The organism is Allosalinactinospora lopnorensis, from assembly GCF_000981225.1.
GTDB lineage: Bacteria > Actinomycetota > Actinomycetes > Streptosporangiales > Streptosporangiaceae > Allosalinactinospora > Allosalinactinospora lopnorensis.
In genome coordinates this window covers 1-22,307 of record NZ_LAJC01000024.1, presented here as the reverse complement: position 1 = coordinate 22,307, position 22,307 = coordinate 1, and the positions used below count along the sequence as shown (strand labels likewise).

The 22,307-nt window shown below is 69.9% G+C and carries 19 protein-coding genes; 6 read left to right on the top strand and 13 right to left on the bottom strand.

Annotated features, from left to right (window positions below; all coding sequences use genetic code 11):
- Positions 1-5: 5 nt before the first annotated feature.
- From VS93_RS10925 to VS93_RS10900, 6 genes are all read right to left on the bottom strand, one after another.
- Complete coding sequence (locus VS93_RS10925; RefSeq protein ID WP_046469847.1) at positions 6-3,296, bottom strand: NACHT domain-containing protein; 3,291 nt, start codon at positions 3,294-3,296, stop codon at positions 6-8.
- Between the two features lie 261 nt (positions 3,297-3,557).
- Positions 3,558-4,571: a LacI family DNA-binding transcriptional regulator gene (locus VS93_RS10920; RefSeq protein ID WP_046469846.1), complete on the bottom strand. Its 1,014-nt coding sequence runs from the start codon at positions 4,569-4,571 to the stop codon at positions 3,558-3,560.
- Positions 4,572-4,647: 76 nt separating this feature from the next.
- Positions 4,648-5,757: a zinc-dependent alcohol dehydrogenase gene (locus VS93_RS10915; protein ID WP_046469845.1), complete on the bottom strand. Its 1,110-nt coding sequence runs from the start codon at positions 5,755-5,757 to the stop codon at positions 4,648-4,650.
- Between the two features lie 32 nt (positions 5,758-5,789).
- Positions 5,790-7,055, bottom strand: coding sequence for a Tm-1-like ATP-binding domain-containing protein (locus tag VS93_RS10910; RefSeq protein ID WP_046469844.1), 1,266 nt, complete (start codon positions 7,053-7,055; stop codon positions 5,790-5,792).
- Positions 7,052-7,711 carry a class II aldolase/adducin family protein gene (locus VS93_RS10905; RefSeq protein WP_052745680.1) on the bottom strand — a complete coding sequence of 220 codons (660 nt, stop codon included), beginning with the start codon at positions 7,709-7,711 and terminating at the stop codon, positions 7,052-7,054. Before VS93_RS10905 ends, VS93_RS10910 begins: the two co-directional genes overlap by 4 nt.
- A 20-nt stretch (positions 7,712-7,731) precedes the next feature.
- A complete protein-coding gene (locus VS93_RS10900; RefSeq protein ID WP_046469843.1) occupies positions 7,732-8,625 on the bottom strand; it encodes a creatininase family protein in 894 nt (297 codons plus the stop codon).
- 699 nt (positions 8,626-9,324) lie between these two features.
- Between VS93_RS10900 and VS93_RS10895 the strand changes: the two genes are divergently transcribed.
- Positions 9,325-10,821 (top strand): Nramp family divalent metal transporter, encoded by a 1,497-nt coding sequence (locus tag VS93_RS10895; protein WP_082126802.1) that lies wholly within the window; start codon positions 9,325-9,327, stop codon positions 10,819-10,821.
- A 219-nt stretch (positions 10,822-11,040) separates the two neighbouring features.
- Here VS93_RS10895 and VS93_RS10890 read toward each other — a convergent pair whose 3' ends face one another.
- The 4 genes from VS93_RS10890 to VS93_RS10875 all read right to left on the bottom strand — a co-directional run bounded on the left by VS93_RS10890 (position 11,041) and on the right by VS93_RS10875 (position 13,845).
- Positions 11,041-11,250 (bottom strand): hypothetical protein, encoded by a 210-nt coding sequence (locus VS93_RS10890; RefSeq protein WP_052745679.1) that lies wholly within the window; start codon positions 11,248-11,250, stop codon positions 11,041-11,043.
- 17 nt (positions 11,251-11,267) lie between these two features.
- Entirely contained in the window at positions 11,268-12,095 is an 828-nt protein-coding gene (locus VS93_RS10885; protein WP_162231674.1) for a hypothetical protein, read from the bottom strand.
- A 189-nt stretch (positions 12,096-12,284) separates the two neighbouring features.
- Entirely contained in the window at positions 12,285-12,680 is a 396-nt protein-coding gene (locus VS93_RS10880) for a peptidase inhibitor family I36 protein (protein WP_162231673.1), read from the bottom strand.
- Between the two features lie 370 nt (positions 12,681-13,050).
- A complete protein-coding gene (locus tag VS93_RS10875; RefSeq protein ID WP_236700477.1) occupies positions 13,051-13,845 on the bottom strand; it encodes an SDR family NAD(P)-dependent oxidoreductase in 795 nt (264 codons plus the stop codon).
- A 203-nt stretch (positions 13,846-14,048) separates the two neighbouring features.
- On the opposite strand from VS93_RS10875, the gene VS93_RS10870 reads away from it, so the two are divergent.
- Positions 14,049-14,465, top strand: coding sequence for a CoA-binding protein (locus VS93_RS10870; RefSeq protein WP_046469839.1), 417 nt, complete (start codon positions 14,049-14,051; stop codon positions 14,463-14,465).
- Positions 14,466-14,498: 33 nt separating this feature from the next.
- Here VS93_RS10870 and VS93_RS10865 read toward each other — a convergent pair whose 3' ends face one another.
- The gene (locus VS93_RS10865; RefSeq protein WP_162231672.1) at positions 14,499-15,647 is read right to left on the bottom strand and encodes an acyltransferase family protein; all 1,149 of its coding nucleotides are present in this window, start codon (positions 15,645-15,647) and stop codon (positions 14,499-14,501) included.
- A 470-nt stretch (positions 15,648-16,117) separates the two neighbouring features.
- Here VS93_RS10865 and VS93_RS26925 point away from each other — a divergent pair, with 470 nt between their 5' ends.
- Positions 16,118-17,074, top strand: a complete 957-nt coding sequence (locus tag VS93_RS26925; RefSeq protein WP_052745678.1) for a MarR family winged helix-turn-helix transcriptional regulator — start codon at positions 16,118-16,120, stop codon at positions 17,072-17,074.
- A 225-nt stretch (positions 17,075-17,299) separates the two neighbouring features.
- Positions 17,300-18,487, top strand: coding sequence for an FAD-dependent monooxygenase (locus VS93_RS10855; protein WP_201776612.1), 1,188 nt, complete (start codon positions 17,300-17,302; stop codon positions 18,485-18,487).
- 63 nt (positions 18,488-18,550) lie between these two features.
- Here VS93_RS10855 and VS93_RS10850 read toward each other — a convergent pair whose 3' ends face one another.
- Positions 18,551-19,552 carry an adenosine deaminase gene (locus VS93_RS10850; RefSeq protein WP_046469837.1) on the bottom strand — a complete coding sequence of 334 codons (1,002 nt, stop codon included), beginning with the start codon at positions 19,550-19,552 and terminating at the stop codon, positions 18,551-18,553.
- A gap of 6 nt (positions 19,553-19,558) precedes the next feature.
- Entirely contained in the window at positions 19,559-20,191 is a 633-nt protein-coding gene (locus tag VS93_RS10845; RefSeq protein WP_046469836.1) for a TetR/AcrR family transcriptional regulator, read from the bottom strand.
- 138 nt (positions 20,192-20,329) lie between these two features.
- On the opposite strand from VS93_RS10845, the gene VS93_RS31485 reads away from it, so the two are divergent.
- Complete coding sequence (locus VS93_RS31485; protein WP_052745677.1) at positions 20,330-20,902, top strand: (2Fe-2S)-binding protein; 573 nt, start codon at positions 20,330-20,332, stop codon at positions 20,900-20,902.
- Positions 20,899-22,307 (top strand): xanthine dehydrogenase family protein molybdopterin-binding subunit (locus tag VS93_RS10840; protein WP_236700476.1); only part of this gene is annotated, 1,409 nt, incomplete at its 3' end. The genes VS93_RS31485 and VS93_RS10840, both read left to right, overlap by 4 nt.

Here is a 22,307-nt window from a genome sequence, read left to right as displayed (position 1 = left end):
CGGCGTTACGAACTCTTGAAACGCGGGCGCGGTTCCCGGACGACCCGGCTGCCGCGCCCGAGCCCATCGGCGCCGACGACTTTTTTCGACCCGAAGTGCGCCAGTCGGATCGTAAGGTCGGTGGCTCCGGCCAGATCGGTCAGATCGACACCACCATCCGCGACGATCCGAAGAGTGCGCAGGCTGGGAAGATCCCGGAGCCAGGATGGGAGTCGATACGGCTCGGTCACGGTCGGGAGAATGAACAGCTCCAGTTCGTCAAGCAAGGGAAGACGGGTCAAGACACGCTCGTTCGCTTCCACGGTCGTGTCGGTGATGGAGAGGCTGTTCAGGCGCTCCAGGAATAGCAGAGGCGAGAGGTCCACGTTGTTGGTGGCGCCGGAATCGCGGTAGCAAAAATACTTTAGGCTACTGAAAAGCGTCTCGATCCCGTCCAGCGAGCCGAGATTTCGACAGCTGGCCAGTGTGAGTCTGGCTATATCGTAGTGCGCGACATCGTAAAGGGACCGCAGGTCGGTGATCTCTTCCACTCGGAGGTAATTGAGATAAAAGTTCTCTTTCTCCGGAATAAGAGCGGAAAGCGGAATCTGGGGAGCACCGGAAAAAAAGGATACACCTCCCAATTCCCGCATCGCCCTTAACGACTCCAGGCCCCGAACGTCCTGCGGCCGGTTGATAGTCAGATACCGAATATGTGTTTCCGCCAGTACGGAGACATCGCTGACACGCGTGTCCTCATGAAGAAACAGCGAGGCGAGCCGCTTGAGTGGTCTCAGCCAGTCCAGGGACTTGACGTGCCAGGTTGTTTCCCAGCGGGTGCGCAGAGCAAGGCAACGTAGGCCAGGCATACGTTCGAGTACCCGCAGGTCGGTTTGCTCATCCCCATCGACCACCAGTCCATCTATGTCTGGCACGCACTCGGCCACCAGTGGCAGGTGGTCGCCGTGGGTGCCGAACAAATAATTTGACCCTTGCGGCCATTGGGGAAGCACCTCCCGGGCGAAACGCCGGGAGGGATTCTTGGTCCAGGCGTCTTCGAGCGCGCCCAAGACTTTCCAACTGCCGTGGCGTGCCGCGTTGGCGATGATGGGGACGGATTCCTCTCCCCCGATGCCCGAGGCCGCGCGGATGGTGGCTTCGGCCTCGCGCGCGTTGCGGACCGTGGCCTCGGTGAGGAACGGCAACGCGGGTTCCCCCGCCGTGATCAGCGCTTTGACCTGGGCTTCGGTGCGGGGCGGGAGGATGCCCGCCACCCGGCGCTCCACCTCGGTGCGCAGTTCCACGGCCAGGGTGGAGGAGGCGCTCATACAGGCGAGCGCGGTGGCCAGCAGCCGGTCGTGGTGCTTCTTGACCTGGTCGGCGCGCGTGAGCAGGCCCGAGATGAGTTCCGCCCGTTGGCGGTTGCCGACGTGCCCGGCGGCCATGACCACGACCTCGTGCCACTGGTCGTCGTGGGCGTTCCTGACGAGTTGGGGGATGCTGTCCTCTTCGACCAGCGCCTTGGCGGCGAGGTACTCCTCGAAGGTCCGGTGGATGAAGCTCACCCGGTCGACCGTGGGGGCGTTCAGCAGCCCGCTGCGGACGAGCAGGTAGTCGAAGACCTGGTCGGGACCGCCCTCGGCGCGGTGCATGATGGCCAGGGTGCGTTCGATCTGGCGCCGCGCGGTCTGGTGCGGCATCTCGGAGCTTCCGTTGCACACCAGCCACCGCGCGAGCTCCTGCAGCAGTTCCGTCTTCTCGGTGCGCGACAGGTGGACTCCGTCGCTGGCGATCCCGCGCTGCTCGTCGCGATCGGCCAGCAGCATCGCCAGGGCCGCCTGGTAGACCTCCAACCGGTCGCGGGGCAGGGCGGTGCGCCGGTCCCGGTAGAGCGCGCACAACAAGGCGCACAGCAGCGGCGTGGACGCGATGTTGCGCAGCGGTTGCGTGGTGAGCACCTTGTCAGTCAGCTCCCGCTCGTAGCGTTCGAGCCGTTCGCGCTCGTCGACGTCGACCGTTTCGCTGCGCACCGCCGCGTGCCAGTGCCCGATGAACGCCCTGATGTCGTCCTCGCGCAGGTCCTCCAGCTCGGCGCTGACGAAGTCCTGCGCGGCCAGCCAGTCCTCGCCGGCCGCGGCGGGACGCGAGGTGACGACGAAGCGGCAGCGCGGGTAGTCGCGGATCAGGTCGTGCAGCCAGCGCCGGGCCTGTTCGCGCTGCGCACCGGGAAGCTCGTCCACGCCGTCCACCAGCAGCACCGCGCCGCCGCCGTCCAGCACCCGCTGCACCCACCCCGGGGGCGCCTCGGCGGCGAGGAAGCGCCCGGTGTGCCGGATGAAGTCCTCGGGCTCGGGCAGCGCGCTGTCGACGTAGCGGCGCAGGGGGACGAAGAACGGGATGAGCCCGTTCCACGCCGCCAGCTCCGGCCCGAAGTCGTTCCTGCTGGCGCGCACCGCGACCCAGTGCAGCAGGGTGGTCTTGCCCGACCCGGCCGCGCCGCGCAGGAACAGCCGGGGGTTGGCCGCGAGCGCCTCCTCGACGCTCTGGACGCCGCCGCGGTGCTGGTCCCACCACCCGGCATGTCCCGGATCGGCCGCCCTTTCGGCATCCGCCGGGTAGGTCACGTTGAGGCTGAGATAGGCCAGGCTCAGCGGGTAGGTGCGCGTGGTGGCGTCGGTGCCGAACAGCTGCAGGACGTCCCACCGCTCGGCGGCCTTGCGGCGGTAGGCGGTGGCGAAGGCCGCCTCGGCACCCCCGTCGCCGTCCGCGGACTGCTTCGGCAGGTTCTCCAGGATCGTGCTGAGCTTGTCCAGGATGATCCGGTCGCGGCGCAGCAGCTCGGTGAACGCTCCGGCGTGGAAGTCGGGCAGCGTGGTGTAGGTGGCGATGACATAGGAGCAGCACTCCGGTAGCACCCGGTCGTAGACCCCCACCGCGGCCTCGCTGAGGTCGCGGGTGATCCGCGGGTTCTGCCGGCGGATGTGCCGCTCCAGTAGCAGCGAGTCCAGGTCGCGTTCGAACAGGGCGCGCTCGGTCAGCCGGGCTTTGTCGAAGGAGTCGGCCACGGCCAGAACCGCCGCCTCACGCTCGTTGTCCGGCAGGCCGCGGAACTCGTGCTCCAGGTCCGCCAGCACCCGCTGGGCGATGGTGTCCTCGAACTCGGCGAACCGCCGTTTCAGCCGGCGCTGTTCCATCAGCCCGCTGACCCGCTGCTCGACCAGGTCGGTGACGCTGTCCGCTATCGGGGAGTCTCCCACCCAGAGCTGGAGTGCGGTCCGGACCACTGCGGCCCCCAGGCTCAGAACGGGCTCGGCCAACTCCCCACCTCCGCGAATCGGTACATCAACCGGCGAACACGCATGTGCCGGGATTATCGGCCATGAGGTGAAGGTATACGGGCCACTTCCGGAGGCTGGCCGACTCCGGCCACAGCCCGCGACGCTGTCTTCCCCGCTCCTTGCTCTGTTCCGCGCGCCGTCCGCCTCGGCGGACCCCGTGCGGGACCGCTCAGTGGCGAACGGGGCTTGCGCGCCGCGCCCGCACCGCCCCGAGTCTCGCCGGGCTCCGGGCGGGCGGAATCAGTCCGGCGAGGCGGCGCAGCTGTCCCGGAGCATGAGCGTGGTCGAGAGCGCCCGGGACTCGGTCCCGGCCGCCTGGCCGCCGCCTTCGAGCTCGCGCGAGAGCAGCTCCATCGCCGCGCACCCCATGTCGTAGGTGGGCACGGACACGGTGGTCAGGGCGGGCCGGAGATAGCTGGCCAGTGAGACGTCGTCGAACCCGACGAGCGATACGTCGTCGGGGACGCGCAGCCCGGCGTCGATGAGCGCGGCCATGGCGCCGACCGCCATCCGGTCGTTCGCCGCCACGAGCGCGGTCGGGCGGGAGGGGGGCGCCGCCAGCGCGCTCGCGATGTCGTAGCCGCTCTGCTCCTGCAGGTCCCCCTCCCGGACCAGCCGCTCGTCGTACTCGATGCCGGCGGCCCGCAGCGCCGCCCGGTAGCCCTCGTGCCGGTCCTGGACGGTGATCGAGGACGCCGGGCCCGCGACGAACCCGATCCTGCGGTGCCCCAGGCCGGTCAGGTACTCGATGACCTCGTGCACCGCGGCGACGTTGTCCACCTGCACCGAGGGGTACTCCAGCTGGTGCCGGCCGACCACCACGACCTTGGTGCGGTACGGTTCGAGCACCCTGTGCAGCATTCCCACGCTCGTGCTCCCGCCGGCGATGACGATGCCGTCGACCCTCGTCTTGATCAGGGTGTCCACGTAGGCGGCCGTCTTGTTCTCGTCCCGGTCGGTGTTGCAGAGCATCACCCGGTAACCGAGAGCGGAGGCGGCGTCCTCCACCCCGCGCACCAGCGGCGGGTAGTAGGGGTTGGAGATGTCCGGCAGGACCAGCCCCACCGTCGCGGTCCGGTCCTGGAGCAGCGCCCGGGCCAGGTCGTTCGGCCGGTAGCCGACCCGGTCGACGACCTCCAGCACGCGCCGGCGCGTCTCCGGGCGTACCGACTGGTTCCCCGGCTTGGAGCTAAGCACCCGTGACACGGTCGCCACGGACACCCCTGCCGCTGCAGCAACATCTCGAATGTTCATTGCCTCTTGCCTGTTCACGCGACGGCGGGCGATGAGCCCGTGCCCGCACGAGGCCCGCGGGGAAGCCTATTCGGATCTAGGGGACGAGCACCACCTTCAGCGGTTCGCCGTCCCGTTCGCGGACGACGCGGAACGCCTCGGTGATGTCGTCCAGCGGGAACCGGTGGGTCACGAGTTCCGCGCCGCGGAGCTTGCCCTCCCCGGCCATCGCCACGGCCCTCTTGACGTTGTTCCCGCCCTCGCCACGGGAGGTGTACATCGTGATGTCCTTGCGGATCGCGGCACTCAAATCCATGGTGACCTGCCCGGGGTAGAACGCCACGAGCAGGATCTTCCCGCCGCGCTTGGTGGCCTCGATCGCCTGCTGCGGGCAGTCCGGGCCGCCGGAGGCCTCCACGCTGAGGTCGGCCCCCTCTCCCCCGGTGAGCCGCAGCACCGCGTCGGCCACGTTGGTGTCCTTCGCGTTGATCACGTGGTCGGCGCCCAGCCGCTTGCCCACCTCAAGCCTGGAGGGGCGGGTGCCGACCAGGATCACCTGGCTCGCGGCCATCTGCTTGCACAGCTGGACGGTCATCAGCCCGACCGGGCCGGGGCCGAACACGACGACGGACTGGCCGGCGACGTAGCCGCCCGCCACGTCGAGCCCGTAGAGGCCGGTTCCGGCCGTCGTGACGAGGACGGCGTCCTCGAAGGAGACGGACTCCGGCATCCGGTACAGCGCCTTCGCGTTGTGCACGGCGTACTCCGCGAAACCGCCGTTCGCCGTCATACCGGTGGCGCGGTGCCCCTTCGCCCGGTTGGCGTAGTTGAGGCAGGCCGTGTAGCGACCGATGAGGCAGTTGTCGCAGCCGCCGCAGCCGGCGTGCGCCTCGATGCACACCTTGTCGCCGATCCGGAACTCGTCCACGCTCTCGCCCAGGCCGGCCACGGTGCCCGTCCACTCGTGCCCGGGGATGAACTCCCCGAACGGCGGGGTCTGCGGAAAGTGGCCCCCGAGTATCTTCAGATCCGTTCCGCAGGTGCCGCACATCGCGACCCGGACCAGCACCTCTCCGGGTCCCGGCATCGGTACCGGGCGCTGCACGACGCGCATGTCGTCGGGGCCGAAGAGCACGGCCCCGCGCATGGTCTCGGGTACGTCGGCCGCGACGGCGCGTTCCGTCACGGTTCCTTCGGACTTGCTCATGTTCCTCGTCCCCTTCTCCGCCGGGACACCGGCTATTGCACCGGGAGCTCGCGGCGGGCGGCCGGATGGTCGCGCAGCAGCTCCAGCAGCGTCTCCGCGGCCGTGGTCGCGAAAACCGGGTCGTTGATGGTCGTCTCCAGCTCGCGCAGCACGACTCTCGACGACAGCCGCGCGCGCAGTGTTCGGGTGAAGGCCTCGTTGGCCGCGGGATCGTGCAGCACTCCCCCGGGACTCCCGACGGCCGACCAGCCCAGTGCGGGCACGAGGACGGCGACCGCCCCGGTCGACGCGTTGAGCCGCTCCGCCAGCTCCTCGGCCACCGTCACCAGCTCGTCGGCGGTGGCGCGCACATTGGTGTTGTTCGGGTTGTGGTAGTGGGTCGGCCGGTTCCGAAGCTCCGCGGGGATCGTGCCGGCCCCGCCGAAGCAGTGGTACTCCAGCCCTCCGGGCGCCACCACCTGGGGGATCCCGGCCCTGCCCGCCGCGGTGAGCCGGCCGGGGCGCACGGGGGCGTAGATGTCGGCCGGGAACAGTTCGCCCAGCAGTTCGTGCGTCGTCAGGTCGAGTACCCCGTGGAACATGCCGCTGTCGATCAGCCGCTCCATCGCGGACCCGCAGGCACCGGACGCGTGGAACGGCACCGCGGACACATCGGACTCCGAGAGCACGGACATCGCGGCCGTCACGGCGCCGTGGGTGTTGCCGAACGCGGTCAGCGCGACCAGCGGTCGGTGGTCGCCGTGGGTCTCCGCGAGCGCGTCGCCCGCGCCCGCCGCCGCCATCCCGGCCATCGCTGCGGCGGCGCGGCGCAGGACGCCGGCCACCACCGGGTTCGCACCGCCCAGGAGGTCGGCGACCGAGAACATCAGCGTGACGTCGCTGTCGCCTACGTACTCGCGCACGTTGCCGGACGCCACGGTCGACACGATCAGCTTCGGGATGCCGTAGGGGAGCTCGCGCATCGCCGCCGCGGCGATCGAGGTCCCCTGGTTGCCGCCGAGCGCCAACACCCCGGCCAGTTCGCCGGCGGCGTGCCACCTGCCCAGCACCTCGTGGGCACCGGCGGCCATGACCGCCATCGCCTCGTCCCTTCGGGCGCCGGCCCGCAGCTCCTCAAGCTGCTGGCCCGCCGCCGCGGCGACCACCCTGGCGGGGGCGTCGACGCCGTCGTCGACGGGGCTCAGGCCGACGTCGACCACGCGCACCGAATGGCCGCGGGCGAGCAGCTCGGCCCGGAGGAACTCGACCTCGGCGGCTTTGGTGTCCATTGTCGCGAGCAGGACGACAGGCGCTTTCATCCGGTTACCTCGGCCAACGGCGCGGTGTCGACCGCGAGCGGCAGGCTGTTCGGGTCGGTCCCCTGGATCCGCGCGGCCAGCAGCGCCACCCTGGCGCAGTCGTCGAGGTACTCGGTCCGGTAATGCGCGGCACGGATGTCCGGGCCCACGGTAATAGTGCCATGCTCGCGCAGCACGGCACCATGCACCTCCGGGTCGGAGAACGCCGAGACGACAGCATCGGCGAGTTCGGCGGAGCCGGCGGGGAACAGGTCCACCGCGGCGACCCGCCGCAGGTGCCCGCGTCCGGCGGTATGCACCAGGGGAACCGGCCGGTTGGCCACGGCGAACGCCACCGAGTGCGGCGGGTGCAGGTGGGCGATACCGCCGACCTCGGGGCGCGCGCGGTAGAGCGCCAGGTGCCACCGCCATTCCTTGGACGGCACACGCCCCTGGTCCAGGACCTCCCCGTCAAGACTCATCAGCACCGTGTCGGAGATGTCCATCTCCCCCATGCACCCGCCGCTCGCCTTGATCAGCACCCGGTCGGTCCCGGGGACCCGCAGGCTGTTGTTGCCGCTCACCCCCGGCACGAGCCCGCGCTCGTAGCCGCGCCGGGAGACGGCGACCAGGTCCTCGCGGAGCAGTCGCAGGGCCGCGGCGTCCACCTCAGGCATTGTCGCCTCCTTCGCCGTTCTCAGGCCCGCTCCGGGTAGTCGCTCTGGAAGACCTCGACCTTGAACTGCCGGACCTCCTCGACGTAGGCGGTGAGGTGTTCGGCCATCCGGTCCAGCATCGCCAGTCCCTTGTCCCTGTTGGAGCGGAACGGGTTGCCGATCACGGCGGTGTCGCAGTACTCGTGGTGCTCCATCGGTACCCAGATGTTCTCGGAGCCGCGGAACTTCACCGTCGCCGTGCCGTCGGACTTGGAGAACGCGTCGGTCATGTAGGCGGGTGCGTGCGCCCTGTCCTTCACGGCGCGGTCCATGTTCACCAGGCCGTCGGCGGTGGCCATCAGGACCGACGTCTCCAGCTCGCTGGAGTGCCAGCCCGGTGTCTCCTCCGGAGGGTTGTCGAACAGGTCCTGCACCACGCTGGCGTCCCGCTCGGTGGGGGTCTTGTAGTAGGAGATGTAGGCGCCGGTGTCGTAGCGCAGCTGGCGCATGATCTCGTCGATCGGTTTGGTGTTCGACCCGTGGTGGCTCACGAAGAGGATCTTGCGGAAGCCGTGGTAGATGAGGCTGCGCGCGACGTCGCTCATCACCCGGCGGTAGGTCTCCGCGCGCAGCGTGACCGTTCCGGCCCCTTCGAGGTGCCGCCCCATGTGGTGCGGCGAGTACCCGAACGGCACCAGCGGTGAGTACAGGACATCGCCTGCTCTGGCCGTCCGCTCGACGACCTCCATCGTCACGTAGCTGTCCGTGCCCAGCGGGATGTGCGCGCCGTGCTTCTCCGTACTGCCCAACGGGACCAGGACGACGTCCTGCCCCTCCTCGTTCAGGCGCTCGGCCACCTCGGCGTAGGAGAGCGCCAGAATGTTGTGCTTGCGCGCCTCGTTGGCGTCGGAGTCGACGTAGTCCTTGTCAGCCATTACTGCGGCCCTTCCATGACGCGTCCTCTCGGCTTCCGGCCAACGTGTACGGCCACTACGGCCGCGGAACCGGGGACTCGGTGGGATCGGGAGATTCAAATGAGCTCGATCGCTCGGAAGACGGGTTATGTAACGCTTTTCTGTAACCCTTTACATATGACCGTAGCCCGCCCGGCCGAAGCGTGTCAATGGGCGTCCGCACGGCGGCCGAGCGCGGCCGCCCACGAGGTGGCCGACCAGGTCTGAGCAGGTATTCTCTGCGACTCACAGGCTCAGTGCCCGTCAAGAGGGAGGCGGGAAGTGTGACCGTTGACACTCTCTCGGGCGATGTTCTACGTTATGTAAAGCATTACAGAAAAGCGTTACATCAAGCGCCCGCGTGCGCTACCAGGCGCCAGCCGACGCCCCCACGCAAGTGCACCGCGACAGAACCGCCGCCGTGCGAGCCGTACCGGCCCGATTCCCGCCCGGCTCCCTACCCGACCGATCGGCCCGTACCAGCCAGCGGCCTTCGCTGCGCGGAGTCCTCCACCGACCGCCGACCCGCACAAGGGAGCCACGTGAACGCCGTTCTCCGCCCAACGCGCCGTCCCGCACCGCTGGGACCGGCGCCGCTCGGCCAAGGCCGCCGACCGGCGAGCCCCTCGCGGCGGCCACAGCGGTTGTACGCATTCTTACCGGACCAACGGAGTCTCTGTTATGCGCCCGAACACCGATGACTCGAACAACGGCGACCCGGACGACGTCGAGGTCGTGAAAAGCCAGGCCCCTCCGGCCGGATCCGCATCCTCCGACCCGGACAGCACGAATACCGGCTCCTCCAGGGATTCCCGGCGCGGCGAAACGGCCCGGAAACCGACGATCCGGCTGGAAGCCCCGGGAACGGGGATCCGCGACACCTGGAAGGCGATGGGGCCGGGGATCGCGGCCGCGATGACCGGCATCGGGGCCAGCCACATCATCCACGCGCCCACCGCCGGTGCGCAGTGGGGCTACACCCTCCTCTGGATCATCCCGGTCGCCTACATCCTCAAGTACTGCGCCTTTGAGTTCGCGCACCGCTACACGGTCGTGCGCGGTGAGAGCATCATGGACGCCTACGAGCGCATTGGCAGGGGGCGCGGCCAGTGGCCGCTGTGGTACCTGCTTTTCCAGTCGATCGCGAACACTTTCGGCACCGCGGGACGCGCGCTCGGGTGCGCGGCCATGCTCTGGGCGGCTTTCCCGTTCCTACCGCTCTCGGCCTGGGGAATCCTGGTACTGCTGGCGTGCATCGCCATCCTGTGGACCGGTAGGTACGCGGCACTGGAAAAGGCCGTCAAGCTCTGCATCATCGTTTTCTGCGTCGCCGTGCTGGTGGCGTTCCTCCTGCGGATGCCGCCCCCGGGCGAATACGTGGCGAACCTGGTACCGGCCCTCGCGCCGGCCGGCGCCCTGGTGCTGCTCGGCGCCATGTTCGGCTACTTCCCGACGACTCTTGAGATCTCGCCGATGCAGTCGAACTGGGCCGTGGACAAGAAGGCCGGCATGGCCATGGTCCGCCACCTCGAACGCCAGGGCTACCGGGTCGAGCTCGCGCCGAACTACCTGCGCAACAACTTCAAACTGTTCAAGCGCGACATGAACATCAGCTACGTCGTCTCCGGACTGACCGGGCTGGCCTTCCTGATCGTCGGGGCGGTGGTGCTCCACCCGATCGGGCTGGTGCCCGAGAGTTCCGAGATGGGGGCGACCATCGCCCGCATGTACACCGACACGTTCGGCGCCTGGGTGTTCCCGATCATCATCGCCGGCGGGGTAGCGGCCCTGTTCTCGACCACGCTGACCTACTTCGACGGCCAGCCCCGCATCTTCCAGGAGTGCTGCGTCCGGTTGCGCACATCCCTCGACACACCCAGGGTGCGTGTGGCCCTCTACCGCGGGTTCCAACTCCTGTGGCTCATCGCCGGCTCGGCCATCATCATCGGCCTGCCGAAGCCCGTCATCGTGATCCAGATCGCCTCCGTTCTGGCCCTGCTGTTCTCGCCGGTCATCTTCTGGCTGAACATCAAGGCGATCAAGGACAACTTCACGACGCCACAGGAACGCGAGTTCCTCCCCTCCCGGGCGATGATGGCCTGGGCCTGGATCGGCGTCCTCGGCCTCGTGTGCATCTGCGTATGGATCATCGGGTGGGCCGACCTCCTGGAGATGTGACCTGCGGCGCCGAGGTCCGCGCCTCCTCCGCACCGGCAGGACGCGTGCGCCCCCTGATCGGGGCGCACGCGTCGCGGTTGCCACCGAGCCCCACCGCTCTCTCCCCGCGTAGACCGGATACCCCGCGGGATACTGATCACTGGGGCGGGGCTGCTGGGTGGCCCGACTCCACGAAAAGGAGATTGTCCACTCCGCCCACGGCACACCGACCGGGACTCCTTACCGCCAGGCGGCGAGCAGCTCTTCCGGGCCGAACGTGGCAACGCCCCCGACCGCTGTTCCACCCCGTGAGACCGCCAGGAGCGGCGTGGACCCGTCCGCGCCCGGCATCCGGTCGCGATGAGCGGCGAGTGCGCCCAGGTCGTGAGCGTCGAACGGGCGCCGCTCCAGCCATTTGATGGAACCGAGGAAGCAGATCCGCTGGGCCACCGGTGCGCGATCAGCGCCTACGATGGGGTGGCGACTCCGGATTCGCCGACAGCATTGCCGCCGAAGACGGGGGCTTCCTCGCGTGCGGGATCGGAGCGGTGGCCCAGTTCCTCAAGCACCGCCCGGGCGTTCTCGCGGCAGGCACTGCCGGCCTGCCGCAGCCGCTCCAGTTCGGAGGCGTTCTCGGCGATCATGCCGCGCTGGATCTCGGTTTCGACCTGCACCCAGGTCTCCACCATTCCGGCCTCGTACTTGCAGTCGGCGTCGGCCCGGGCGACCTTCCGCTCCTCCTCGGAGACCGCGGGTTCGTCCAGGTTCCACGCCGGGTCCTCCACGGCCTCGCGGGGAGTGCCGTAGGAGTAGCCGCGCGCGTCCATACACGTGCTCCACGCGCGCTTGGCGGCCATGACGTCGGGGTGGTCCTCGGAGTCCTCCAGTGACCGCCAGTCGAGGTCGGCGAGTAGTCCGTAGTCGGCCGGGACGACCCCGCGCCCCAGTCTCCGGTCCGCGCGCGCCGCACACCCCTTTCCCTCGGAGGATTCCGGTCCGAAGTACGCCTCTTCGGCGCGAGGCTGCCGGAGGGTCTGATCGCGCAGCCGCTCCGTTCTCTGCGATCGGGAGTCGGACGGGAAATGGTAGCCGTACTCCTTCGCGGTGCCGGGATCGATGACGCCATACCGGCGGCGTTTCGGATCGGCGCCCGGTGAGACATCGTCGGGGACGTGCCATGTGAATCCGGCGTCCTCCATGCACTCGCGGACGAGGAGATCCTCGGCCCGATAGTAGTTTGATTCCGCTTCGTGGTCGAGGCGGTAGGAATCCAGGGGGAGTTCCAGTCCGACCAAGTCGGCCTGCTCGGCGACATCGGTTTCCGCATTCGCCGAGAATACGTAGTACCCGCCGTACCCCACGGAAATAAGAACGGTTACCGCAAGTACCGCTTTTCGTATCGGTTTTCTCATCGCACCGGCCATCGGGGGCGTTGCGGCGTCGGACCGGCCCCCGAATACGGCCGGGGCCGGAACGGCCGCTCCTTAGCGGCAGTGGACGTTGTGGGCGCTGGCCCGGTTGTCGCCGATGCTGTTGTTGCGGAGGTATCCGTCAGCAGCCCCGTTGTTGAACGTAGTCCTGGCTCCGGTTCCGCCGACGTGCTGGTAGAGGGTCACGCGGCAGCCGGCTCGGTTCCGGACCGAGCTGGCCTCATTGTCGAGCACGTCATTGCTGTTGTACCACTTGTTGTTCCGGTAGTCGTAGTCGTCGTTTCGCCATTGCTGGACGTGGTTGGTGTTGCCCCGGTTGAAGTCGTTGTTCTCGTAGAGGCAGAACTCGCCTGACGCGCAGACGTAGTCGGCCGCGGCGACACCCGAAAGAACGGGAAGAGCGGAGAACGCGAGAACGGTGGCGATCCCGGCCCGGCGCAGCATACGCATATCAGGAATCTCCAAAATTCCTGCCGACCCTTCGGAACCGGAAGACGGAATTCCGAAGAATGAGGGGAACTGCGACGCTAGCACCTCCTTCCCTCTGGGGAGAAAATACGACCACATGCGGCCAGATCGTTCTCCCGCAAGAGGTTGCCTTTCCGGTTAAATTGTTCCGGCCCGCGGGGCGGCCCGGGCGCGGAGATCGCAGAAACCCCTGCAGGAACGCCCGGCGAAGATCGGAGAACCGGTTTTCGTATTTCCGGAGAACTGATCGCGGTTTCCTGTTCCGGCGTGCTCGCCGTCCCGGGCGGCCCGCTTCCGGCGGCTCGGTCGGCCGCCGCACGCGCGGCGAGAAGGCCGTGCTTCGTCTCCGGTCTCAGCGGTTGTGCCGCTGGCCGGCCACGATCCGCTCCAGCGCGCCGTCCTTCAGCGCCAGGCGCTGCACCCTGGCCGCCAGAGCAGGGAACAGGCCGGCGATGGAGCTGCCCAGCCGCAGCTCGGCCGGTGCGACGTCCACCTCGGCCCGGTCGTGTTCGATCGCCCGGATGGTTCCGGTCGCCACCTGTTCGGGCGAGACCGTTCGGACCTTCCCGGGTGGGGCGGCGCCGGTGGCGGCGAACATGCCCGCGTCGCGGACGAAACCAGGCTGCACCACCGACACCCCGACGCCGGTGCCGTGCAGATCCTGACGGAAGCCGTGCGCGAACCCGCGCAACCCGAACTTGGTCGCGTTGTACAGCGACGCGGCCGGAGAGGCGGTCTTCCCCGAGAGAGAGCCGACCAGCACGATGTGTCCGCGACCCGCCTCGCTCATCGCCGGTGCCAGCAACCGGCACAGCATGATCTGCGATCGGAGGTTGACCGTCAGCGACCGGTCGATCTGCTCAGGGGTGTAGTCCAGCAGCGCACCGCTTGCCGGCAGCGCCCCGTTGGCGATCAGAATGTCGACGTTCCCGGCCTCCTCCGCGAGCCGTTCGACGTCGGCCGCCTCGGCCAGGTCGGCGACGACGGTCCGGACGGACAGTCCGGACATCGCCGACCGCAGCGCCTCCGCGCGCCGCCCACTGACGATCAGGTCGGCGCCCCTGGCCGCGAGCGCATGGGCGATGGCCCGCCCGATTCCTCCGTTCGCTCCGGTCAGCAGAACCGTCGAGCCGGCGATCTTCATCATGTCCTCCACTACCGTCCGTTCGGACGGACAGTATTGCGCGTTGCGGGAAGGACCCCGAAGCGGGTACCCCCGGCTACTGCGACCGCTCCGAAGAGCAGAACCGGCAGTGGGCGACGAGTGGCGGGGGCGCGCGGGCCCGGCCGCCGACCAGGATGTGGCCGGCTCGCGGAAACATCCCCCGAATGCCAAGGGTTGTAGCTGATATGGCGGGTTACAGCGATGCGGCGACCGTCCGCAGAATCCTCACCGAGTCGGGCGACACCTGGGCCGTCGTCGGCCTGTCCACCAACACGGCGCGGGCCGCCCACGGCGTGGCCCGGGTGCTGCAGCGGCACGGCAAGCGCGTGGTCCCGGTGCACCCGAAGGCGGAGACCGTGCACGGCGAACCGGGGTACGCCAGCCTCGCCGAGATCCCCTTCCCGGTGGACGTGGTGGATGTGTTCGTCAACTCCAGTCAGGCCGGGGACATCGCCGACCAGGCGGTCGCCGTTGGCGCCAAGGCGGTCTGGTTCCAGCTCGGGGTGATCGACGAAGCGGCCTACGGCCGGGTACGCGAGGCCGGTGCGGACATGGTCATGGACCTGTGCCCGGCCATCGAACTGCCCATGCTGGAGCGGTGAGCGTGCCCGGGCCGCAGGCCCGGTGGCGCCGGATCACATGAAGCGGCCGAGCCTGGTGCGGGTAACGGCCGGCCAGCCCAGCGCGAAGCACACCACGATGCCCAGCACGGCCACCGCGGCCGCCTTCGCCTCGGCCGGCAGCCCCAGCGGCCGGAGCGCGACCGCGAGCCCGAGCAGCACCGGGCCCTGCAGAATGAACGCCGCGAACGAACTCCTGGCGAGGGCCCTGGAGAATCTCCCGGCGTGGGAGAACACGCGCTGGGCGGCTCCCAGCAGCCATATCGATCCGAACACCACCAGCACCGCCTCGGCTGAGGCCATGAGCATCGCCTCGATGTTCCACCCGCCCAGGAACGGGGTGTCGTCGCCGGCAAGGCTGTTCACCCCCATGGCACCGGCGATACCCGGGACGGCGACGATGGTGAGCAGCGCGACCGCGCCGCTTTCGTGCCACAGCCGCCGCGGCACACGCTCGGCCAATCCATGGCGCGCCCAGGCGATGCCCAGGGCGAACATGGCGGCCAACTGGGGCCACTGCCACACGTGCAGGTCGCCGATCTGGGTGCTCCGCGCGGGGAACCACAGCCGCACCGCGAACGTGACCAGCGCGATGACCACGGCCAGCCAGGCCAGCCAGGCACCGCTGATCCGCGGTGCGGTGCGCGCGAGCCCGCGCCGGGGCAGCAGGCGCCATGCCGCGTAGGCCAGGGAGAAGATCAGCAGTACCTCGGTGAACCAGAGCGCACCGGCATCCAGGATCCGGTGGCGCCCGGTGAGCATCCCCCAGTACGTCGCCTCCCGCCCCGCTGCGAGGTAGGTGAGCCAGAGGAACAGCGGCCACAGCACCAGGATGGTGGCCAGGAACGGCACGCCGAGCCGCACGAGGCGGTCCCGAGCGAAGCGCCCGGTTCCCTTGCGGGCCAGCGAGTGCGGCGTGAACAGCCCGGCCACCAGGAAGAAGGTGCCCATGAAGAACAGCGCGGAAGGGCCGAGCAGGGGGGCCAGCACACGCTCGGTCTGCGGGCTCAGCGTGACCTCGTTGACCTCGTCGTAGGCCCACCCTCCGATCGAGGAGTAGCCGAGCAGGGCATGGCCGCCGATGATCCAGGCGACCAGGAAGGCCCGAAGGGTGTCCAGCGACGACACCCGCGCGGTGGCGTTCTCCTGCACTGCGACTGCCACACTGGCAGTTTCCCGCTTCCCCGGTGACACGCCGAAGAGGATTAAGACCTACCCGGTACGGGTCGTTGGTGCGGTATCGGCGGCCCCACCGCCGGCCCGCGCCGCGGGGACACCGGCCGGAACACCGCTCGCCGCGAGCAGGTGCGGATCTCCTCCGGCCTCCTCAGGGGGACACCGAAGGTGCTGCCCAGCAGGGTCGGGAAATCCGCGAGCGGTCCTCGGTGGGCGCGCACGGCGCGCGGGGGATGGCGCGCTCCAAGGCGAACGCGGAGAGAACGCCGGCGGCCTCGCTGCGGGAGCGCCCCGCCGAAACACCGTCTGTATACGAACTAGAATCAGCATGGGAACGGTTGGACCGCTCCGCCTTCAAAGGGAGAAGACCGGCGGGCCGGACCCGCTGCAGCGGGCACCGGAAAACGATTCTCAAGCGCTTCCCGCCCATTGCCCGCACCCCGGAAAAAGGAGGCGGCGTGGACCGGTGCTCCTCCGGTACGGGTGGCGGATCCGCACCGGCGTGTGCGGCGGCGATCGACCTGCCCACTGGGCTGCGTCTGGCGCCCGGCCATCTGATCCGGGTCGTGCAGCAGGTCCACGAACGGCTGTGGGCCGGCCACGTCGACCACGGGCTGACGTCACCGCAGTACGCCGTGCTCGGCTCGCTCGCCCGCGCCCCGGGGATCGACCAGCGCGCGCTGGGCTCCCATGCCTCGCTGGACAAGACGAGCTGCGCCGACGTCGTGGCCCGCCTCGCCGGGCGCGGCTGGCTCGAACGCACCCGCGACCCCCAAGACGGACGCCGCAACCTGCTGCGCCTCACCCCCGAAGGCACCCGCACCCTCGCCGACGCCACGCCCCGGGTGATCCGCACCCAGGAGCGCCTCGCCGGGCTCCTGGCACGGGAAGAGCACGACCGGCTCCTGGGGACTCTGCGCCGGATCACCGGTGCCGGCATCGCTCCCGAGCGCCGGGTGACCGCGGTGGAGATCCGATCCAGGGGCGAACGGTTCGCGGTTCCGGAGCTGCTGTGGACGCCCGGCCATCTGATCCGGGTCGTGCAGCAGGTCCACGAACGGCTGTGGGCCGGCCACGTCGACCGCGGGCTGACGTCACCGCAGTACGCGGTGCTTCTCGCGATACATCAGGAACCGGGGGTCGACCAGCGCGCGCTGGGCTTTCGGGTCTCGCTGGACAAGACGAGCTGCGCCGACGTCGTGGCCCGCCTCGCCGGGCGCGGCTGGCTCGAACGCACCCGCGACCCCCAAGACGGACGCCGCAACCTGCTGCGCCTCACCCCCGAAGGCACCCGCACCCTCGCCGACGCCACGCCCGATGTGGCCCGGGTGCAGCGCCTGCTCCTCGATCCGCTGCCCGAGGAGGAGCGCGCGGTCTTCACCGGACTCATGGCGCGGATCGCCTACCAGGGGTAGCCCCGCCCCTCCTCCCATTGACAGCGCTGTTGGGCCGGAACTAGCATGCCGAAAAATATTCCGTATACCAACTAATATTCGTCGATTCCGCCGAGGCGGCGAATACCCACCTCCGGCTCCAGCTCCGGGCGCACGGTAACCGGATCCCGAACCGGCGGACCCGTGACCGCGGTGTTCCTCCCCGCTTCGGACGGCCGCAGTGAGGCTCGTTGGAGGTGGCGGCCGGTGGCCGGCAGTCGTGTTCCGCTCCTGATCGTCGGCGGAGGCATCGGGGGAATGGCGGCAGCGCTCTCGCTCGCCCGCCGTGGCTTCCCCGCCCACGTCATCGAGCAGGCCGAGGACTTCGGCGAGATCGGGGCGGGACTCCAGCTCGCCCCCAACGCCACCCGTGTCCTGGACCGCCTCGGTCTGATCGAGCAGATCCACGCAGAGGCGGTCGAGCTCCGGCGCGGACTCATGATGCACGCCGAAACCGGGAGGCACCTGGCGACCCTGGATTTCGGGGCGGCCTTCCGCGAGCGCTACGGCCAGCCCTACATCGTCATGCACCGCGGTGACCTGCTCGCCGTCCTGGTCGATGCCTGCAGGGCGAGCGAGCTCGTGACGATGGAGTCGGACACGACCGCGGTGGGCGTCGACGACCGGTCCGATTCGGTCCGGGTGAGCACCGCCGACGGCCGGGTCTACCACTGCGGCGCCGTCATCGGCGCCGACGGGCTGTGGTCGGCCGTGCGGGGGCACATCCACGACTCCAGGCCCGTCTGCGCCCGCTACGTCGCCTACCGCGGCGCGGTGCCGCTGGACGACATCGGCATCTCCGTGCGGGAGAGCGATGAGGTCGTCTGGATCGGGCCGGGCAAGCACCTCGTGCAGTACCCGATCCGCCGCGGCGAACTGTTCAACCAGGTCGCCGTGTTCCGGAGTACGCGCTACCGCCCTGAGATCGAGGCGACCGCCGACTGGGGGACGAAAGAGGAGCTCGACGAGGCGTTCTCCAGCGGGTGTACTCAGGTGCGGGCTTCGATCGCCCTCCTCGGCACCGACCGGCGCTGGCCGATGTACGACCAGGAGCCCCTGCCCACCTGGACCCGCGGCCGGACCACCCTCCTCGGTGACGCCGCGCACCCGATGCTGCAGTACCTCGCACAGGGCGCGTGCCAGGCGATCGAGGACGCCGACCGCCTGGCACGGGAACTCGCCCGCCACAACGGTGAAGTGGTCCCGGCGTTCCACGCCTATCAGGAACAGCGCATGGCCCGTACGGCTCTGGTCCAGCGCAGAGCCCGGTGGTGGGGCGATCTCTGGCACGCCGAGGGCGACCTCGTGCCGGCGCTGCGCGACCGGATCCTCACCACACGCGCCGCGGACGACTACTCCGACCTCGACTGGCTCTATGCCCCCACGGACACCTGACCCGCCGCGGGACCCGGATCCGTGCCCGCGCCGCGCGAATCGGACCCGGCCCCGGTTCCCCCCTCACTGCTGTTCCAAAGCCCAGGCGAACACCTCGGCGGCGAGCTCCGCCTTGCGCTCGCCGGACAGGAACGACGCCTCGAAGGAATTGACCGCCAGCTGCCGCAGCTCCGCTTGCGAAAGCCCCAGCTCGTCGCGCACCGCTGCGTAGTTGTCCGCCACGTAGCCGCCGAAGTAGGCCGGGTCGTCGGAGTTGACCGTGGCCAGCAGCCCCTCGCTCAGCATGCGCGGCAGCGGGTGGGCGCTGAGCGTGTCCACCACGCGCAGCCGCACGTTCGACAGTGGGCATACGGTCAGCGGCACGCGCTCCTCGCGCAACCGCGCCACCAGCCGCGGGTCCTCCAGGGCGCGGATTCCGTGGTCGATGCGCCGCGCCCCGAGCACGTCCAGCGCCGTGCGGACATAGGCGGGCGGCCCCTCCTCCCCGGCATGCGCCACCGCGTGCAGGCCCATAGTCCTGGCCAGCGAGAAGACCTCAGCGAACGCGTCCGGAGGGTGCCCTACCTCCGCGGAGTCCAGCCCCACGCCGATGATGCGGTCCAGGAACGGCTCGGCCCGGCGCAGGGTGCGCAGGGCGTCCTCAGCGGGGACGTCGCGCAGGAAGCACATGATCAGGTCGGCCGAGAGGCCGCGTGCGCGCGCCTCCTCAACGGCCGAGTACAGCCCCTCGACGACGGCCTGCATCGGGACCCCGCGCGCCAGGTGCGCCTGGGGGTCGAAGAAGACCTCGGCGTGGCGCACCCCCTGGGCCGCCGCACGCCTGAAGTAGGCGCCGGCCAGGTCGTGGAAGTCGGTCGCGGTGCGCAGAACGGCCATGTTGGCGTAGTAGATGTCCAGGAAGGACTGCAGATCGCGGAAGCGGTAGCGGGCGCGCAGCTCCTCGATCGAGGCGGCGGGCCGTGCCAGGCCGTTGCGCTCGGCCAGCGCGAACGCCATCTCGGGTTCCAGGGTGCCCTCGATGTGGACGTGCAGTTCCGCTTTCGGAATGGCGTGGATGTCGGACATCGCGCTTCACACCTCCAACCCGGCGACCAGTTCGTCGAGCAGACGCGCCAGCGCCTCCTCCGATTCGATCCCCTTGCGAACCAGGTGGCCGGACTGGGCGAGGGTGACCAGGCCGTGCAGTGCCGACCAGGTGAGGATGGTCAGGTCCTGAGCGTCTCCGGAGCGTACCTCCTCCGCCTGCTGCCCTCTGGTGAGGAGGGCGACGAAGTACTGAATCCCCTCCGGGATGCTCTTGGTGAGCTCGGAATGCTCCTCCTCGACCAGGCGTTCGTGGAAGATCAGCCGGTAGTGCTCCGGCCAGGACAGCCCGAACCGGACATAGGCGCGGCAGGCCCGGCGCAGCGCCTCCGGAACGGGCGACGGTGCGGCGGCCACCGCCGTCGCCATGTCCTGGTACAGCTGCTGGAACGCCGCCGCGGCGACCGCGGCCAGCAGATCGTCCTTGTCCCGGAAGTGCCGGTAGGGCGCGGTCCGGGACACCCCCGCGCGCTCCCCCACCCCGCGCAGTGTCACCGCCCCCGTTCCTCCCTCCGCCAGCAGATCGGAAGCCGCCGCCACCAGTCGGTCACGGGTGGTGGCGGGTAACCGCCCATCAGGGAGCTGCCCCCCGGGAGCGTGCGCTCTCTGCGCTGCGAACATGCCGAAACACTACTACGCCCTCCCTCTGTGTTGACAACGTCAACACAGAACCCTAGGGTGACACCCAGTTGACGTTGTCAACATGGCGTCGACCTCGACGCCACGCCAATCGAAGCCCTTACCACCAGGGAGAACCCGATGGACGTCGTTGTCAACGGCGCGGCCACTGGCGTCAACACCGATCCGGACACCACCGCCGCCGAGCTCCTGCGCGACCGCCTCGGGCTCACCGGGACCAAACTCGTCTGCGGAACGGGCGTCTGCGGGGCGTGCACCGTTCTCGTCGACGGCACGCCCACCGCTTCCTGCGTCCTTCCCGGTACCGCGGTCGAGGACCGCTCGATCACGACGGTGGAAGGCCTCAACGGCACCCACCCGGTCCAGCGGGCGTTCGCCGCCCACGACGCCCTGCAGTGCGGGTACTGCACCCCCGGCTTCGTCGTGGAGGCCGCGGCGTTCGTCGATCGCTGGCGCGCCGAGCACGGCGACACCGCACCGGAACGCGACGTGATCGCCGACGCGATGGCCGGGCACGTGTGCCGATGCGGCGCCTACCCGGGGATCTACGCGGCGATCGCCGCAGCCTGCGCCGGCGGGCACGACGACGAGGCCGCGAACACCGCCTGGCCGCGGACCGAGGCGATGGAGAAGGTGACCGGCCGAGCCCGCTATACCACCGACGTGCGCTCGATGACTGCCTGGAGGCGGTGATCGTCCGCTCGCCCGTGGCGCACGCCCGGGTGCGGGTCATCGACGCCGCCGGCGCCGCGCACGTGGAACTGCTGCCGCCGGACCGCATCGTCCGCTACGTCGGGCAGCCGGTCCTCGCTGTCGCCGCGCCCACCCGGGCCAAGGCGGAGGCCGCGGCCGAGCAGGTCGCCGTCGACTACCACACGCTCGATCCGGTCCTGGACCCGGACCGGGCCGCGGAGCCCGCCGCCTCCCTCGTCTACCCGGACCGCCGGGCCCGGAACGCGGCGGCCTCCAACATGGAGGGCACGAAGCGCCCGGCGCGCTGGCGGGGCAACGTGCGCGGTCCCGCCGGCCCGAGCTTGAGCTGGCGCCCGGGTACGGCGATGCGCCGGCTCACCGCGGCCCGGAAGCGCGAGAACCCCCGGCTGGTCACCGGCGTGTTCAGCACACCGGTGCAGACGCACACCCCTCTGGAGCCGCACGCCTGCCTCGCCTACTGGGACGAGAGCGGCGAACTCCACCTGTACGTCTCCACCCAGACGATCGGCATGCTCGCCGAGCAGGCCGCGGAGCGGTGGGGCCTCGCTCCCGAGCGGGTGCACGTCACCGCCGAGCACGTTGGCGGCGGATTCGGCTCCAAGAGCGGACTGACCACGGAGACCGTCGCCGCCGTCGAACTCGCCAAAGCGGCGCGGGCACCGGTCCGGGTCGTGCTCGACCGGCGCGAGGAGCTGACCGACCCGGGCAGCCGCCCGGGAACCCGGACCGCGCTGGCGCTCCTCGCCGACGAGAACGGCGACCTCGCCGCACTGAGCATGGACACCTACGGCGAGGGAGGGGCCTCAGTCGGTTCCGTGGTGGCCCTGTGGGCCCGGCTCATGTACGGCCACGCGCCCCGGCGGCTCCGGGACTTCGACACCGTCACCAACCACCCGCCGGGCACGCCGTTCCGCGCCCCCGGCGGACCTCCCATGGCGTGGGCGCTGGAGCAGGCCGTGGACGAGATGGCGCACCGGCTGGACGAGGATCCCGTGGCGCTGCGCCGCCGGTGGGACGGCAATCCCAAACGGCGCGCGCTCTACGACTGGGCGGCGGCCCTGCCGGCCTGGCTGGAGCGTCCTTCGCCGGGCGGGCGGACGGGGCGCTTCCGCCGCGGCGTCGGTGTGGCCGCGTCCAACTGGATCCACCAGGTCGACCCGGGCGCCGAGGTGGAACTGACCGTGGAGCAGGGTGCGGTCGTGGCACGCACGGCGGCGCAGGACATCGGTACCGGCATCACGTCGGTGCTCACCGATCTCCTCCGGGAGGAACTCGGACTGCCGCCCGAACGGATCCGGGTGGTCATCGGCCACTCCGGCTCCGTGCACGGCCCGGCGTCGGTCGGCAGCCGGACCACGGCGTCGCTGGCGCCGGCCGCACACGA